General features: G+C 74.6%; 17 protein-coding genes. 8 read left to right on the top strand and 9 right to left on the bottom strand.

The window, feature by feature from the left end:
* The first annotated feature begins 53 nt into the window (after positions 1-53).
* Positions 54-737: an MBL fold metallo-hydrolase gene (locus IG63_RS0109945; protein WP_030484219.1), complete on the top strand. Its 684-nt coding sequence runs from the start codon at positions 54-56 to the stop codon at positions 735-737.
* 22 nt (positions 738-759) lie between these two features.
* Here the strand turns inward: IG63_RS0109945 and IG63_RS0109940 are convergent, their stop codons facing one another.
* Together IG63_RS0109940 and IG63_RS0109935 are read right to left on the bottom strand one after the other, a co-directional pair.
* Positions 760-1470, bottom strand: a complete 711-nt coding sequence (locus IG63_RS0109940; RefSeq protein WP_157210102.1) for a DUF6885 family protein — start codon at positions 1468-1470, stop codon at positions 760-762.
* Between the two features lie 13 nt (positions 1471-1483).
* Entirely contained in the window at positions 1484-2881 is a 1398-nt protein-coding gene (locus tag IG63_RS0109935) for a type I glutamate--ammonia ligase (RefSeq protein ID WP_051706518.1), read from the bottom strand.
* A 49-nt stretch (positions 2882-2930) separates the two neighbouring features.
* On the opposite strand from IG63_RS0109935, the gene IG63_RS20635 reads away from it, so the two are divergent.
* Positions 2931-3491, top strand: coding sequence for a GNAT family N-acetyltransferase (locus IG63_RS20635; RefSeq protein ID WP_051706517.1), 561 nt, complete (start codon positions 2931-2933; stop codon positions 3489-3491).
* A gap of 9 nt (positions 3492-3500) precedes the next feature.
* The gene (locus tag IG63_RS21510; protein WP_051706515.1) at positions 3501-4049 is read left to right on the top strand and encodes a DUF1707 SHOCT-like domain-containing protein; all 549 of its coding nucleotides are present in this window, start codon (positions 3501-3503) and stop codon (positions 4047-4049) included.
* Here IG63_RS21510 and IG63_RS22635 read toward each other — a convergent pair whose 3' ends face one another.
* From IG63_RS22635 to IG63_RS0109905, 4 genes are all read right to left on the bottom strand, one after another.
* Positions 4050-5063, bottom strand: a complete 1014-nt coding sequence (locus IG63_RS22635; RefSeq protein ID WP_030484214.1) for a LacI family DNA-binding transcriptional regulator — start codon at positions 5061-5063, stop codon at positions 4050-4052.
* Positions 5064-5071: 8 nt separating this feature from the next.
* Positions 5072-6490: a GH1 family beta-glucosidase gene (locus tag IG63_RS22630; RefSeq protein ID WP_030484213.1), complete on the bottom strand. Its 1419-nt coding sequence runs from the start codon at positions 6488-6490 to the stop codon at positions 5072-5074.
* A 103-nt stretch (positions 6491-6593) separates the two neighbouring features.
* Positions 6594-7664, bottom strand: coding sequence for an NAD-dependent epimerase/dehydratase family protein (locus IG63_RS0109910; RefSeq protein WP_084596920.1), 1071 nt, complete (start codon positions 7662-7664; stop codon positions 6594-6596).
* On the bottom strand, positions 7661-8131 hold the full coding sequence (locus IG63_RS0109905) for an SRPBCC family protein (RefSeq protein WP_030484211.1): 471 nt from the start codon (positions 8129-8131) through the stop codon (positions 7661-7663). Before IG63_RS0109905 ends, IG63_RS0109910 begins: the two co-directional genes overlap by 4 nt.
* A 49-nt stretch (positions 8132-8180) precedes the next feature.
* On the opposite strand from IG63_RS0109905, the gene IG63_RS0109900 reads away from it, so the two are divergent.
* The 3 genes from IG63_RS0109900 (at position 8181) to IG63_RS0109890 (ending at position 11304) form a co-directional block, all read left to right on the top strand.
* A complete protein-coding gene (locus IG63_RS0109900; protein WP_030484210.1) occupies positions 8181-8591 on the top strand; it encodes an SRPBCC family protein in 411 nt (136 codons plus the stop codon).
* 8 nt (positions 8592-8599) lie between these two features.
* Positions 8600-10075, top strand: coding sequence for an NADP-dependent phosphogluconate dehydrogenase (gene gndA, locus IG63_RS0109895; protein WP_051706511.1), 1476 nt, complete (start codon positions 8600-8602; stop codon positions 10073-10075).
* Between the two features lie 383 nt (positions 10076-10458).
* Positions 10459-11304 carry a serine protein kinase RIO gene (locus IG63_RS0109890; RefSeq protein WP_030484208.1) on the top strand — a complete coding sequence of 282 codons (846 nt, stop codon included), beginning with the start codon at positions 10459-10461 and terminating at the stop codon, positions 11302-11304.
* Positions 11305-11331: 27 nt separating this feature from the next.
* Here IG63_RS0109890 and IG63_RS0109885 read toward each other — a convergent pair whose 3' ends face one another.
* Complete coding sequence (locus IG63_RS0109885; RefSeq protein ID WP_030484207.1) at positions 11332-11877, bottom strand: Dps family protein; 546 nt, start codon at positions 11875-11877, stop codon at positions 11332-11334.
* A 145-nt stretch (positions 11878-12022) separates the two neighbouring features.
* On the opposite strand from IG63_RS0109885, the gene IG63_RS0109880 reads away from it, so the two are divergent.
* Together IG63_RS0109880 and IG63_RS0109875 are read left to right on the top strand one after the other, a co-directional pair.
* Positions 12023-13099, top strand: coding sequence for an HpcH/HpaI aldolase/citrate lyase family protein (locus IG63_RS0109880; protein ID WP_030484206.1), 1077 nt, complete (start codon positions 12023-12025; stop codon positions 13097-13099).
* Positions 13099-13977, top strand: a complete 879-nt coding sequence (locus IG63_RS0109875) for an HpcH/HpaI aldolase/citrate lyase family protein (RefSeq protein ID WP_030484205.1) — start codon at positions 13099-13101, stop codon at positions 13975-13977. Before IG63_RS0109880 ends, IG63_RS0109875 begins: the two co-directional genes overlap by 1 nt.
* A gap of 8 nt (positions 13978-13985) precedes the next feature.
* On the opposite strand, the gene IG63_RS21505 is transcribed toward IG63_RS0109875, so the two are convergent.
* Entirely contained in the window at positions 13986-14858 is an 873-nt protein-coding gene (locus IG63_RS21505; RefSeq protein WP_157210101.1) for a type IV toxin-antitoxin system AbiEi family antitoxin domain-containing protein, read from the bottom strand.
* Between the two features lie 71 nt (positions 14859-14929).
* Positions 14930-15928 carry a zinc-binding metallopeptidase family protein gene (locus IG63_RS0109865; protein ID WP_036195011.1) on the bottom strand — a complete coding sequence of 333 codons (999 nt, stop codon included), beginning with the start codon at positions 15926-15928 and terminating at the stop codon, positions 14930-14932.
* Positions 15929-15971 lie beyond the last annotated feature (43 nt).

Raw genomic sequence — 15971 nt, 5'->3', positions numbered from 1 at the left:
GAGCGGCTGGACAGCCCTCCGCGCGTGACGCGGCACACCCTAGGGTTGGCCGCATGAGCCAGCACACCGGCCAGTACACCGGCAAGGTCTCCCCCGGCGGCAAGCCCGACGTCCGCGAGCTCGCCGGGCTGGTGGTGACCAAGATCGCGGTCGACCACGAGATGTCCAACAACTGCTACCTGCTGCGCTGCCGCGCCACCGACGAGCAGCTGCTCGTCGACGCCGCGGCCGAGCCCGAGGCGCTGCGCACCCTCGCCGGCACCGGCGGCCTCACCACCATCGTGACCACCCACCAGCACTGGGACCACCACCGCGCCCTCGCCGAGCTGGCCGCGGCCACGGGCGCCACCACCGTCGCCGGGGCCGCGGACGCCGCGGCGATCGCCGAGCAGACCGGTGTCACGGTCGACGACACCGTCGAGCACGGCGACGTGGTGCAGCTGGGGGAGGCGCGGCTGGAGGTGATCCACCTGCGTGGCCACACGCCCGGCTCGATCGCCCTGCTCTACGACGACCCGCAGGGGACGCCGCACCTGTGGACGGGCGACTCGCTCTTCCCCGGGGGCGTGGGCAAGACCTGGTCGAGCGAGGACTTCGTCTCCCTGGTCGACGACGTCGAGGAGCGCCTCTTCGGCCGCCTGCCCGACGAGACCTGGTTCTACCCCGGCCACGGCGACGACTCGGTGCTCGGCGTCGAGCGGCCCCACCTCGCGGAGTGGCGCGAGCGCGGCTGGTAGCGACCGCCGGCGGCGCTCGGCCTCAGGTCGACCAGAGCGTGCTGTCGGCCCCGGCCTCCGCGACCAGGCGGCGTACGTCGTCGGCGTCGGAGGCGGCCACCAGGAGCAGCAGGCCGCGACCGGGCGGCTCGGTGAGGCCGGCGTGCAGCGCCTCGAGCCGGACCACGCGGCACCCGGGCGGCCGGCCCGGGTCGGCGAGCTCGGCGTAGGAGTCGGCCAGGGCCACCGAGCCCGCGTCGTCGACACCCCACACGACCACGAAGTGCCCGACGTCGAAGGGTGCGTCGGGGTCGACGGCACCGGTGCGCACGTTGGCCACGACCCCCACCGCGGGACCGTCCACCAGCGCCCGGAGCAGCGTGCCGAGACCCGTGACCGGCACGTCGCGGACGGGCACCACCACCGCCTCGGTCAGCGCCTCGACCCCGGTGGCGACCCCGCGGGCGTCGGTGCCGCTCCCGGCGGGCGTCGCCACGTGCGGCAGCACCCCCCACCCGGTGGTGTCGAGCACGGTGCCCGGCGGGCGCCACTCGGCGACGTCGCTGGGGAAGATCCGGGAGCCGGAGGCCAGCGCGAGGTCGACGACCGACGGGGGTGCCGCCACGACGGCGTGCAGGGCCACGTGGGCCGACCACGGCCCGCAGAGCTGGTCGGGCTGCGGCAGCGCCTCGGCGTGCCGCGCGAGCACCCGCTCGTGACCGGGGAGGCCCCGCAGCCGGGTCGCCCCGGTCACCGGGCCCCGCACGTCAGTACAGCCATCGCAACGACCCGAGCACCTCGGCGTCGGTCCTGTCGGCGGCCCAGGCGGCGTCGGCGTCGCGGCAGGCCACGAAGGCCCCGAGCAGGTCCTCGCCCAGCACCTCGCGGACCAGCTCGCTGGCGAGGAGGTGGCGTCGCTGCTCCTCCCACGTGGTGGCCAGCGGCGCCACCCCGGCGGCGGCCCGCTCCTCGTCGGTGAGGCCGCCGGGATCGACCTGCACGGGTTCGGGCGGGGTCAGCCCCTCCTGCACGCCGGCGAGACCGGCGGCGAGCACCACCGCCATGGCCAGGTAGGGGTTGGCCGAGGCGTCGCACGCCTTGAGCTCGACGTTGGTGACCTCCTCGCCCAGCAGGCGCGACGGCGGCACCAGCCGCAGCGCCGCCTCGCGGTTCTCCACCCCCCACACCCCGTAGGCGCCGGCCCAGTAGTGCGGTCGCCGTCGCAGCAGGGAACCGGTGGACGGCGCCGTCACCGCGACCACGCCCGGGAGCTCGCGCAGCAGCCCGGCCACGTAGCCCCGCCCCACGTCGGAGAGGCCGTGCGGGCCCGAGCCCGTCAGCGCGTTGCGGCCCTCGCGCAGCAGCGAGGTGTGCAGGTGCCAGCCGTTGCCCGCCACGTCGGGTCCCGGCAGCGGTGCGAGCGAGGCCCGCAGCCCGTGGTCGCGGGCGGTGGCGTGGATGGTCTGGCGGGCCAGCACCTGCGCGTCGGCCGCGGCCAGCGGGTCGAGCGGGGCCAGGGCGAGCTCGACCTGGGCGCCGCCGTACTCCGCGTGCACCTGGCCCACGCGCAGGCCGTTGGCCTCCAGGTCGCCGAGCAGGCCCACCACGAAGTCCTCCGCGTCGCGCACGGCGTTGGCCGAGTACGCCGGCCCGCGGTGCGCGGGGAGCAGCGCGCCCTCCTCGCCCTCGCGGGAGAGGTAGAGCTCGATCTCGAAGCCCGCCCGCGCCTCGAAGCCCGCGTCGGCCAGCCGCGCCACGGTGCGCTCGAGGACGGTGCGCTGGCAGTACGGCCAGGGCTCGCCGTCGGCGGCGACCTGTCGGCCGTGGGCCCACGCGAGGCCGGGCTGACCCGCCAGGGCGACCACGTCGGAGGGCGCGTCGACGGCCGGCACAAGCCGCACGTCGCCCGACGGCGTCGCGAGGCCCTCGTGGGCGAAGGTGATGCCGTCGTGGCTGTCGAAGACGGCGAAGACCGCCGTCACCCCCACCCCGCGGCGCAGGGCGGCCTCCAGGTCGCCCGTCGGCACCACGCGGCTGCGCACGATGCCGTTGTTGTCGACCCACCCCACCTGCAGGCCGCGCACGCCCTCCACGGCGAGGCGCTCCGCCAGGGCGACGGCGTCGACGGTCTCGACGGCGGGGTGGGGCTCCGGGGTGTGGCTCATGGAGGGAAAACTACCGTCGCCGTCCCTGCCCACCGGTCAGAATCGAGCCGTGAGACCCGTCGTCCTGGTGCCCCTGACCGCCGCGCACGTCCCGGCACTCCTCGACGCGATGCAGGACGCGCAGGTGCGTCGCTTCACCCGGGTACCGGTGCCGATGCCCGACGGCTGGATCGACACCTGGGTCGCCGGCTTCGACGGCGAGCGCCGCCACGGGTGGGCGGTGCTCGACCCCGACGACGGGCGCTTCCTCGGCTACGCCGTCACCGGCCCCGTCGACCGGACGGCGCGCGAGGTCGAGCTCGGGTACGCCGTGGTGCCCGGCGCCCGCGGGCAGGGCGTCGCGACGGCCACGCTGCACGCGCTGAGCCGGTGGGCGCTCGACGAGGGGATGCTCCGCCTGACCGCGCTGGTCTCCACCGGCAATCCCGCCAGCTCACGGGTCTGCGCCCGGGTCGGCTACACGCTCGAGGGCGTGCTGCGCTCCGTGCACCACCGCGGCGAGGAGCGCCAGGACCTGGAGTGCTGGTCGCTGCTGCCCGGTGAGCTCGCCGGAGACGTGGCCGGTGAGCCGGCCGATGCGCCGCCGGGACCGTCGCCCGCCGCGAACTAGGCTGGCGCCATGGCTGAGCTCGAGCGGGGGGTCTGGCAGCGCTTCGACCACGACCCACGACTCCCCTCGCACGCGCACCTGCGGGCCTCCGACCTCGACCGCGACGTGATCGCCGACGTCCTCGCGACGGCGTACGCCGAGGGCCGGCTCGACCGCGACGAGCTCGACGAGCGCAGCGACCGGCTGCGCGCGACCAAGACGCTCGGCGAGCTGCCGGTGCTGGTGGCCGACCTCGTCGTCGACCGGTCGGCACCGCGGCCCGCGGTGCGCTCGATGCGCCGCGAGGCCGAGGAGAGGTACGCCGCCCGGCGCAACGCGGCGCTGTGGTCCTTCCTGGTCCCGACGGTGATCTGCTGGGTGATCTGGGTGTCGGTGCTCCTGGGCGGCGGCGGCACGGCCTTCCCGTGGCCGATCTTCGTGACCCTGGGGACGGGCGCCGGGTGGTTCCGGATGCTCACCGCGCGCGAGGCGCAGGTCGCCGAGCTCGAGCGGCACCTCGAGGAGAAGCAGCTGCGGCGCGAGGAGCGGCGCCGGCGTCGCCTGGAGGGCCCCTCCTGATCAGCCGCTGGCCCGCGCCACCAGGCGCGGCGCCAGCATGAGTCGCTGGGTCTCGGCGGCCCCGCCGCGGTCGACCTGCTCGAGGAGCAGCCGGGTGGCGCGCTCGGCCATCTCGGCCACCGGCTGCCGCATCGTCGTGAGGGGCGGTGTGCACGCGGCCGCGACCCCGAGGTCGTCGTAGCCGACCACGGCGACGTCGTCGGGCACCCGGCGTCCGGTCTCGGCCAGCACGTGGAGCACGCCGCGGGCCATCAGGTCGGACGCCGCGAAGACCGCGTCGAGGTCGGGGTGGTCCTGCAGCAGGCGGCGGGCCGCCTCGCGGCCGCCGGTCTCGGTGAAGTCGCCGTGCGCCAGCGCGTCGTCCGGGAGCCCGGCGGCACCCAGCGCCTCCTGCCAGCCGGTGAAGCGGTCGACGGCGGCGGTCATGTCGGTCGGGCCGGCGACGTGGCCGACGTGGCGGCGTCCCCGTGCCACGAGGTGCTGGGTGGCGTGCCGGCCGCCGGCCACGTTGTCGACGTCGACCGAGGACACGTCGCCCACGGGGTCCCAGGGTCGGCCACCCAGCACCCAGGGCACCCCGCCGGCCGCCAGGGCGGCGGGCAGCGCGTCGTCGCGGTGGGCGGAGAAGAGCAGCACGCCGTCGACGGCGGCCCGGGAGAGGTAGCGCACGACGCGCTCGCCGTCGGCGCCCGGACGCGCCAGCAGCAGCACCAGCTGGATCTCCCGCTCCGCGAGCACGCGGTCGACGCCGCGGAGCGCGCGGGCGAAGAAGGGGTCGCCGAAGACCCGCTCGTCCGGCTCCGGCACCACCACGGCGACCGAGTCGGTGCGCCGGGTGACCAGCGCCCGCGCCGACCGGTTGGGCGCGTAGCCCAGGCTGCGCACCGCGTCGTCGACCGCCCGCTGCGCCGCGGCGCTGACCCGGTGGCCGCCGTTGACCGCGCGCGACGCCGTGGCCCGCGACACCCCGGCCAGGCGCGCGACCTCGTCGAGCGTGGGCGCGGGGCCGGCCACGGCGCGGCCTAGCTCTCCGGCAGGGCGGGCAGGCGCCCGGAGCGCGCGACCTCGGCGTAGTAGCGGGCGCTGTCCTTCGGGGTGCGCACCAACGTGTCGTAGTCGACCCGGACGATGCCGAAGCGCTTGGCGTAGCCGAAGGCCCACTCGTAGTTGTCGAGGAAGGACCACACGAAGTAGCCGCGCACGTCGGCGCCCTGCTGGACGGCGTCGTGCACCGCGCGCAGGTGCTGGTCGACGAACTCGACCCGGTCGGTGTCGTGCACCTCGCCGTCGGCGTCGACGACGTCGGGGAAGGCCGCGCCGTTCTCGGTCACCACCAGGGGCACGCCCGGGTAGTCCTCGGAGAGCCGCAGCAGCAGCCGGGTGAGCCCCTCGGGCTGGATCACCCAGTCCATGTCGGTGCGCGGCAGGTCGCGCTCCGGGAAGCCGACGTGGTCGGCACAGACGAAGGGCGTGGGGCCGTCCTGGGTGTTGTGCCCCGGATCGCTGCCGGGCTCGACCCGTCCGGAGACGAGGTCGCCGCGGTAGTAGTTGACGCCCAGCACGTCGATCGGCGCCGAGATGGTCTCCAGGTCGCCGTCGAGCACGACGTCGGTCCAGCCGAGCGACGCGGTGTCGTCGAGCACGTCCTGGGGGTAGCTGCCGCGCAGCACCGGGTCGAGGAAGACCCGGTTGTGCAGGCCGTCGATGCGCCGGGCGGCGTCGACGTCCTCGGGGTCGGAGGGGTCCTGCGGGTCGGCGACCGTGAGGTTGAGGGTGATGCCGAGGCCGGTGGCGCCGCGCTCGCGCAGCGCCTGCGTCGCCAGGCCGTGGCCCAGCAGCAGGTGGTGCATGGCCCGCATCGCCTCCGCCGGGTCCTGGTGCCCGGGGGCGTGGGCACCGCTCGCGTGCCCGAGGAAGGCCGAGCACCAGGGCTCGTTGAGGGTCGTCCACGTGGGCACGCGGTCGCCCAGCGCCTCGTGCACGGAGACGGCGTACTCGGCGAAGCGGTGGGCCGTGTCGCGCACCGCCCAGCCGCCGGCGTCCTGCAGCGCCTGCGGCAGGTCCCAGTGGTAGAGCGTCAGCCAGGGCGCGATGTCGTGCGCCAGCAGCTCGTCGACGAGCCGGTCGTAGAAGGCGAGGCCGGCGGGGTTGACCGGGCCGGCGTCGGGTCGCACCCGCGGCCACGACACCGAGAAGCGGTAGGAGCCGATGCCGTGCGCGGCCATCAGCGCGACGTCCTCGGGCATCCGGTGGTAGTGGTCGCACGCGACGTCGCCGGTGTCGCCGTCGACGACCGCGCCCGGCACCCGGCTGAAGGTGTCCCAGATCGACGCCGAGCGGCCGTCCTCCCAGGCAGCGCCCTCGATCTGGTACGCCGCGGTGGCGGTGCCCCAGAGGAAGTCGGTGGGGAACTGCACGGCGTCGGGGCGCTGCTCGGTCATCGGATCGGTGCTCCTGGAGAGTCGGTGAGAGCGCTTCCACGCGCGGCGCCATCAGACCAGCCGAGCTCGGGCGCTGTCAACGACCACGACCCGCACGGCCGGGTCAGCGGAAGGGCAGGGCTCCCAGAGCACCGCGGGCGCGCTTGAGCACCAGACCGGCGCCGGCCCGCACGGTGGCGGGGGCGGGGACCCAGTCGAGCAGCGGCAGCTGCTGGGAGGTCCACGGCTCGTCGCTGGGCAGCGGCGCCTCCGGGGTCTCCCCCGGCTCGCCGAAGCACCGCAGCAGAGCGGCCCGCAGCGAGAGCTGGGGCTCGGCGTCGGCGGGTTCCCACGTGGCCGACGGGCGGCAGACCATGTCGTGCCGCAGCGACTGCACCAGGGCCGTGACGGTCCAGAAGGGGGCGGCCACCAGCGCCGCGGTGCCGACGCCCGCCAGCCCGCTCGGGACGGCGATGACGGGCACGCGCAGCCGGAGCAGCCCGGCGGCGCGGGAGCACTCGGCGAGCAGCCGCGAGTAGCTCAGCACCCGCAGGCCCCCGACGTCGACGGCCCCCTCGAGCGCCGGCACGCGGTCCTCGTCGAAGGCCTCGGTCATCGCGCGCAACAGGTCGGTCACCGCGACCGGCTGCACCTTGTGCTCCAGCCAGGTCGGCACGGGCTGCACGACCAGCAGGGTCGCGAGCTGGCGGATCACCTCGAACGACGTCGAGCCAGCGCCGATCACCACCCCGGCGCGGAGCGCGGCCACGGTGCAGTCCTCCGACGCGGCCTCGAGCAGGACCTGCTCGACCTCCAGCCGGGAGCGGATGTGCGGGGAGAGGTCGCAGAGCGGGGCGTCGGGCACCAGGCCCGACAGGTAGACCACGCGCCGCACGCCGGAGCGGCGTACGGCGTCGCGCACGACCTCGGCGCCGATCCGGTCGACCTCCTCGAAGCCGCGACGGTCGAGGGAGTGCACCAGGTAGCAGACCGCGTCGACATCGGCGACCGCCGCGGCGACCTCGCCCGCCTCGGTCACGTCGCAGCGCGCCCAGTCGACCTGGTGGCCCCAGGCGAAGCGGTCGGGGCGCGGCGCCGAGGAGGAGGCGGCCACCACCTCGTGACCGGCGCCCAGCAGCGCCGGGACCAGCCGGGAGCCGACGTAGCCCGAGGCTCCGAGCACGAGGATCCTCATCGCTCCCCCAGGTGGCGCAGCAGGTTGCGGGAGAAGGCGACGCCCATGCCGGCCATCACCGTCGCGATGCCGCGCTCGACGGCCGGTCGGGCCACGCGGGGGAAGGGCAGCTCGACGCTGACCTCGATGTCGATCGAGACCCGGGTGCCGGTGCCGCGCGACTCGAGGTGGTACTCGCCGCGCACCAGCGTCTGCTGGTCCGGGTGGTCCGGGTGGGGGCCGTAGCCGATCCGCGACGGCTCCTCGAACTCCATCCGCTCGACGAAGGTCGAGCCGATGGAGCGGCCCAGCACCGGCACCTTGGTGACGTGCCAGGTCCAGGTGCGTCCGCCGTCGGAGACCTCGATGCGCTGCAGGTACGGCGTGAGCCGGGGCAGGAGCTCGGGGTCGGTGAGCGCCTCCCACACCTGCTCGCGCGAGGCCTTCACGGTGGCAGCGGACTGCTTGCTCGCGGTGAAGCGGGTCATCGGGCTCCTGTCTGCGTGGTCGGCGCCAACCTACGGGTACTCCGGGCGCATGGCTGCCGTGACCCTGAGTACCCGAGGAGCCGCCCCACCCGACATCGCCTGGGAGCGGTACGCCGACCCGGCCGCCTGGGCGGGCTGGGCGCCGCAGATCCAGCGCGTGGAGACCGACGCCGCCCGCATCGCGGCGGGCGTCCACGGCACCGTGCACGCCGGGCTGCTGCGGCGTCCGACCCTGCCCGTGCGGTTCCGCGTCGACGCGGTCGACGAGGACGCGCGCACGTGGGCGTGGCAGGTGCGGCTGGGTGCCGGACCGGCGCGGGTCACGCTGCGGCTCGAGCACGGCGTCACCGAGGAGGCCGGCGGCAGCGGCACCTGGCTGCGCGTGCGCGGCCCGCTGCCCGTCGTGGCGGCGTACGCCCCGCTCGCCCGGCTGGCCCTGGGGCGCCTCGTGGCGCCCTGAGGCCCCGGATGCGGGCGGCGGGGAGGGGTACCTTCGAGACCGTGAGCACTGACGCGACCGCCGACATCGGACTGACCGGCCTGGCCACCATGGGCCGCAACCTGGCCCGCAACATGGCCCGCCACGGGCACACCGTGGCCGTGCACAACCGCTCGTACGCCAAGACCGCCGCGCTGCTCGAGGAGCACGGCGACGAGGGCGACTTCGTCGGGTCGGAGTCGCTGGAGGACTTCGTCGCGAGCATCCGGCGCCCGCGCGCCGTCGTGGTGATGGTCAAGGCGGGCGAGGCCACCGACGCCGTCGTCGACGCGCTGGTCCCGCTGCTCGAGGAGGGCGACATCGTCGTCGACGCGGGCAACGCGCACTACGAGGACACCCTGCGGCGGCAGCAGGCGCTGGCCGAGCACGACCTCCACTTCGTCGGCATGGGCGTCTCCGGCGGCGAGGTCGGCGCCCTCGAGGGCCCCTCGATCATGGTCGGCGGCTCCGAGCACGCCTACGAGCGCCTCGCACCGGTCGTGGAGGCGATCGCCGCGCAGGTCGACGGCACGCCGTGCGCCGCGCACATCGGCCCCGACGGCGCCGGCCACTTCGTCAAGATGGTCCACAACGGCATCGAGTACGCCGACATGCAGCTGATCGCGGAGGCCTACGACCTGCTCCGCACCCTGCTGGGGCTCTCCCCCGCCGAGATCGGCGAGATCTTCCACGAGTGGAACGACGGCGACCTCGAGTCCTTCCTGATCGAGCTCACCGCCGAGGTGCTCACCCACGACGACGCCGACGGCCGCCCCTTCGTCGACGTCGTGCTCGACCAGGCCGAGCAGAAGGGCACCGGGCGCTGGACCGTGCAGAGCGCCCTCGACCTCGGCGTGCCCGTCACCGGCATCGCCGAGGCCACCTTCGCCCGCAGCGTGTCGGGCCACGCCGAGCAGCGCGCCGCCGCTCGCGAGGTCTTCTCCTCCGCCGCCGACGTGCCGACGATCGAGGACCGCGACCAGCTCGTCGAGGACGTCCGCACCGCGCTCTACGCCTGCAAGGTCGTCGCCTACGCGCAGGGCTTCGACATGATCACCGAGGGCAGCAACACCTACGGCTGGGACGTCGACCCCGGCGTCTGCGCCACCATCTGGCGCGGCGGCTGCATCATCCGCGCCCGCTTCCTCGACCGCATCCGCGAGGCCTACGAGCAGGAGCCCGACCTCACCACCCTGATGACGCAGGAGTACTTCGCCCGGGCCCTCAAGGACGGCGAGGCCGGCTGGCGGCGCGTGGTCTCGCTCGCGGCGGCCGCCGGCGTACCCGTGCCCGCCTTCGGCTCGTCGCTCTCCTACTTCGACGCGCTGCGTCGCGAGCGTCTCCCCGCCGCCCTCGTGCAGGGTCTGCGCGACCACTTCGGCGCCCACACCTACCAGCGCGTCGACCGCCCCGGCTCCTTCCACACCCTCTGGGCCTCCGACCGCTCCGAGGTCGACGCCCCCTGACCCTCCGCCGAGAGGTCACTCCCTGACCGCCGAGGCGTCACTCCCTGACCGCCGAGAAGTCACTGCCTGACCGCCGAGAGGTCACTGCCTGACCGCCCAGAGGTCACTGCCTGACCGCCCAGAGGTCACTGCCTGACCGCCGAGGCGTCACTGCCTGACGGGCCGTACGTCATCCATTGACCTCTCGGACGTCAGCGAGTGACGCCTCGGACGTCAGCGAGTGACCTCTCGGCGGGAAAACCGGTTGCCGCCCGCCGCCACGACGTTCGACGCTGGGTCACCGTGAGCACGGGACGGGCCCGGGCCGGGAGGAGAGGAGGACGAGATGCGCATCGCTGTCGTCGGCCTGCCCGCCGACCCCCTCTCGCCCCCCTGGAGCACCCGTGTACTTCCTCGAGGACTCGACTGACCCGGTCGACCCCGACTTCGTCGTCGACTTCACGCCGTACGACGACCCCGACGACGCGACGCAGCGCTGGACCACCTGGTGGTCGGTGGAGCCGCTGTGCCGCGGACCCGAGCCCCGTCCCGCGTGGGTGGTGACCGACCGCGGCGCGGTCGACACCGAGCTCGGCGTCCTGAAGACCGGCAAGGAGGCCGACGTCCACCTGCTGGAGCGCGCCGTGCGCGACGGTCCGGCCGTCGTGATGGCCGCCAAGCGCTACCGCGACACCGGCCACCGCGACTTCCACCGCAACGCCGCCTACACCGAGGGGCGTCGTGGCAAGGACGGCCGCGAGGCCCGGGCGGCGGCGAAGGGCTCGGCCTTCGGGCGCGCCGTGGCGGCCGGCCAGTGGGCCGGCGCCGAGTGGACGACGCTGGTGCGCTGCTGGGAGGCCGGGCTGCCGGTGCCCTACCCGGTGCAGCTCGACGGCACCGAGATCCTCATGGAGTGGGTCAGCCACGACGGCGAGACCGCGCCTCGGCTCGCGCAGTCGCGACCTGCGCCGGACCCGCTGCGCGACCTCTTCGAGCAGCTCCGCGAGGCGCTGGCGACGATGACGCAGCACGGGCTCGTGCACGGCGACCTGTCGGCCTACAACCTGCTCGTGGCCGGCGACCGGCTGGTCGTCATCGACCTGCCGCAGACCGTCGACCTGGTCGCGAACCCGCAGGGGTTCGACTTCCTGCTGCGCGACTGCGCCAACGTCTGTCGCTGGTTCCGGAGCAAGGGCCTCGAGGTCGACGAGCACGAGCTGTACGCCGACCTGCTCGCCACGGCCTTCTAGCCGCGGCGCGCAGGCCGGCGCGGTCGCTCAGCGCGCGGCGTCGGCGGCCCCAGTCTCGGTGGAGGTGCCACCCGAGACCAGCTGGCCGGAGGCGTTCTCCAGGTGGGCGCGCACGAACCACTGGAACTTCTCCAGCTCCGCGGTCTGGCCGATCACCATGTCCTGGGTCACCGGGTCGAGCTCCTCGGTCTCCGCGATCACCGCGCGGTTGGAGGAGACGACGCCGTTGTAGACCTTGTCGAGCGCGGCGAGGTGGGCCTGCACTGTGTCGCGGCGCAGGTCGTAGTCGTCCCAGTCGCGCAGCGAGGCGATGTCACCGGTCCGGCCACCGGGTGAGCCGCCCATCGTGGCGATGCGCTCGGCGACCTCGTCGGCGTAGCCGCGCACCAGCTCGACCTGGGGGTCGATCATCTCGTGCACCGCGATGAAGTTGGGACCCACCACGTTCCAGTGCACGTGCTTCAGCGTCAGGTGGAGGTCGTTGTACGCCGCCAGCCGGTGCTGCAGCAGCTCGATGGTCTTCGTGCTGGCCTCGTCGCTGAGGCCGGGCAGGGTGTAGCTGATGTCGGTCACGACGATCGCTCCTTCGCTCTCGTTGGCGTCTCGTCCGTGCAACGCGTACCCGAGGGCGCGTCATCCACTCCGCCTCGACCGCACCCTCCCGGAGCCGTGGGATCGGTCACATCGCGCGAGCCCGACCCGTTGGTAGGTTCCGCGCATGCGCAGCGCCAAGGACTTCTTCCGCCCGCTCGCGGTGGGGGCCCCCGAGCCCCTCCGCGAGATCCCGGCCCGGCCCAGCAGGGCGATCCACTTCTTCGACCCGAGCAACGCCAAGATGGCGGCCAAGGTGCCCGACATGATCGGGAGCGTCGACGTGCTGCTCGGCAACCTCGAGGACGCCGTCAAGGCCGACCGCAAGGAGGCGGCCCGCCAGGGCCTGGTCGACATCGCCCGGGCCAACACCTGGTCCGGCTCCCAGCTGTGGACGCGGGTCAACGCGCTCGACTCCCCCTGGGGCCTGGACGACCTGACCACGCTGGTCGGCGAGATCGGCGACCGGCTCGACGTCGTGATGGTGCCGAAGGTGCAGGGCGCCGAGGACATCCACTACGTCGACCGGCTGCTGGCCCAGCTCGAGGCCAAGGCCGGCCTGGAGCGCCCGATCCTGGTGCACGCGATCCTGGAGACCGCCCGTGGCGTCGCCAACGTCGAGGAGATCTGCGGGGCCAGCCCGCGGATGCAGGGCCTCTCGCTCGGGCCGGCCGACCTCGCGGCCGACCGCCGGATGAAGACCACCCGCGTCGGCGGCGGCCACCCCGGCTACCTGGTGCGGGAGGACCCCACCGAGGGCGACGTCGACGGCACCACCACGCCGCGCGCGACCTACCAGCAGGACCTCTGGCACTACACCATCGCGCGGATGGTCGACGCCTGCGCGATGCACGGCATCTACCCCTACTACGGGCCCTTCGGCGACATCACCGACGTCGTGGCCTGCGAGGACCAGTTCCGCAACGCCTTCCTGCTCGGCTGCGTCGGCACCTGGACGCTGCACCCCAAGCAGGTCGCCATCGCCAAGCGGGTCTTCTCCCCCGACCCGCGCGACGTCGCCCACGCCCGGCGCGTCGTCACCGCCATGGGCGACGGCACCGGTGCGGTGATGCTCGACGGCAAGATGGAGGACGACGCCTCCCTCAAGCAGTGCCTGGTGATGGTCGAGCTGGCCGAGCAGCTCGCCGCGATCGACCCCGACCTGAAGCAGCAGTACGACGCGATCGGCCAGGAGGCCTCCTGATGGGCGACGACACCCGCGACACCTTCCGGCCCCGCCGCTCGGTGCTCTACATGCCGAGCTCCAACGCCCGCGCCCTCGAGAAGGCCCGCTCGATCCCCTGCGACGGCCTGATCCTCGACCTCGAGGACGCCGTCTCCCCCGACGCCAAGGCGTCGGCTCGGGAGGCGGCCTGTGCCGCCGCGGCCTCCGGCGACTACGGCCGGCGCGAGGTGACCATCCGCGTCAACGCCGCCGACACCGAGTGGCACGCCGCCGACCTCGAGGCGGCCTGCCAGGCGGGCCCCGACGCGATCGTCGTGCCCAAGGTCTCCTCGACCGAGGCGGTGCACGCCCTCGAGCACGCCCTCGAGCGCCACGGCGCCCCCGACCGGACCACGCTCTGGGCGATGGTCGAGACCCCGCGCGCGATGCTGCACGCCGAGGAGATCGCCGGCGCCTCCGAGCGGCTCACCGTGCTGGTGATGGGCACCAACGACCTGGTCAAGGAGCTGTACGCCGCGCACCTCCCCGGCCGCGGCCCCATCCTCACCGCCCTCTCGCTGGCGCTGCTGGCGGCCCGGTCGACGGGCAAGGCGATCGTCGACGGCGTCTACAACGACGTCAAGGACACCGAGGGCTTCCTCGCGGAGTGCCGCCAGGGCCGCGACCTCGGCTTCGACGGCAAGACGCTGGTGCACCCCGGCCAGGTGGAGGGCGCCAACGAGGTCTTCGCCCCCAGCGCCGAGGCCGTCGAGGAGGCGCGGGGCCTGATCCAGGCCTTCGAGGAGGGCCAGGGCGCCGGCGTCGTGACCTACCGGGGCCGCATGGTCGAGGCGCTGCACGTCGAGTCGGCGCAGCGCGTGCTGTCGATCCACGAGGCGGTCCAGGCGCTGGGCTGACCGCTCGCTCACCCCACCTCGCGGAGCAGCGCCTGGTGGAACTCCCGCTCCAGGTGACGGCGCACCTGGCCGGGCTGCCGGCCGAGCACCGCGGCGTCGGGCACCTCGACCAGCCACCACCCTGCCTCCCGGACGCGGGCGACGTCGTCGGCCGCCGCGTCCGGCCCGCCGCACGCCGAGCCGAGCAGGGCCCCGAAGCGGCGGTCGGGGACGCCGAGGGCGAGGCGTACGGCGGCGCGCCGTCCGGGCACCACCAGGCCGGGCACCGGCGTGGGCAGGGCCGACGCGTGCCAGTGCAGCCGCAGCACCGACTCGGCGGCGCCGCGGGCGCGGCCGTCGGCCTGGGCGAGCACCGCCCGCGCCGCGCCGTCGGGCGTGCTCGCGAGGGTCGCCAGCAGGGCGCGCCGGGAGACGACACCAGCTGCCAGCAGGTGGTCGGCGGCCGCCAGCGCCACCTCGGCCTCGTCGTGGCGCGCGAGGTCGAGCAGGGTGCGCAGCGGCGTGGTGAGCGCGAGGCCGTGCAGCCGCACGACGTCGCGCGCCGGCCGGACGCGGCGCCTGCGCGAGGTCGGCACCGGCGGGGCGCCCGGGCGGGCGAAGGCCGCCACGTCGACCCCGTGCACCCAGGCGGCCGTGCGCCCGGTGGCGACGGCGTCGTCGCTGCGCTGCGCCAGCCGCACGGCCTCCGCGCGGAAGGCGGCACTCCGTGGGGCGTGCGCGCCGGCGTACACCCCGAGGAGGACTCGCTCGACCACGCCGTCGCGCAGCAGTCGCTCGAAGCGCGAGCGGGAGGTGCCCGCGGCGGCCACGTCAGCTCGGGTGAAGGGCCGCTCGTGCGCTGGAGGCACGCCTGGCAGGGCCGGGTCGGGGGACGACGTCACCCGGGGATCCTGCGTCGTCCGCGCGACGGGCGCGAACGACGATCCACAGGCCCGACCAGGCCCAGCCGGGCTCAGGCCCCCGCGCGCTCCCGGCCACCGAGCGACGCCACGAAGTCGAGCTTGTCGAGCACCGCGCGGGGGATCACGAAGGGGTAGAGGTCGTCGTGGCCCATCGACCGGTTGATGGCGTTGAGCGCGACCGACAGCGGCCCCCACACGCCCGTGACGACCTCGCTGAAGCGCTCGGAGCCGGTCGCCTCGCTCCGCGTGAGGAGGCCGTACGCCGTGGCGGTCTCGATGGTGTCGCGGATGTGCAGGTGGTGGGCCCAGGTCTCGGCGAAGTCCTCGAAGGGGTGCATCGTGGCGTAGGCCGAGATGTACGACGCCTCCCACCCGGGCGGCGGGCCCTGCTCGTAGTGCCGGGCGAGGGCGTCCTGGTAGCTGGCCGTCTCGTCGCCGAAGAGCTCGCGGGCGCGCTCCACCAGGTCGCCGCGCACCAGCTGCCACTCGTAGTAGTGACCGGACTCGTGCCGGAAGTGGCCGAGCATCGTCCGGTAGGGCTCGTCCAGCTGGGCGCGGAGCCGCTCGCGGTGCGAGGCGTCCGACTCGGCGAGGTCGATGGTGATGACGCCGTCGGCGTGGCCGATGGTGACCTGCTCCGCGACGCTGGAGAGCAGGTCGAAGGCCAGGCCGTCGACGGGGTCCTCGTGCTTGCTGACCACGGGGAAGCCGAGCCCGTCGAGCTCGTGCACGAGGTGGCGCTTGGCCCGCTCGGCCGACCAGAACTGCGCCAGCCCGACGGCGTCGGAGTCGTTGGGCCGGGTGCGGGTCAGGTCGCAGCCGGCGCACTGGGCGCCGTCGGCCGTCGCGAGCCAGGTGCAGCCGGAGAGCCCGAGGTTGCGGCACACCCACCACTCCCGCTCCTGGGCGTCGACGTAGCGGCCCTTCGCGTCGACCGGGACGATGGCGCGCTCGGCGCGGGCATAGCCGAGACGGGTGCCGCAGGAGACGCAGCGGGAGTTCTCGAAGTGCAGCGTCTGGCCGCAGACGCGGCAGGCGAAGGACTGCATGCGGATCACCCTTCCACAGGGGTTCGGAGGGGCCGGGGGTCCC

The sequence above is a fragment of the Nocardioides aequoreus genome, assembly GCF_000720335.1.
In the GTDB taxonomy this organism is placed as follows: domain Bacteria; phylum Actinomycetota; class Actinomycetes; order Propionibacteriales; family Nocardioidaceae; genus Marmoricola; species Marmoricola aequoreus.
Note: the sequence above shows the minus strand (reverse complement) of the source record. Positions and strands in the feature narration are given on the sequence as shown.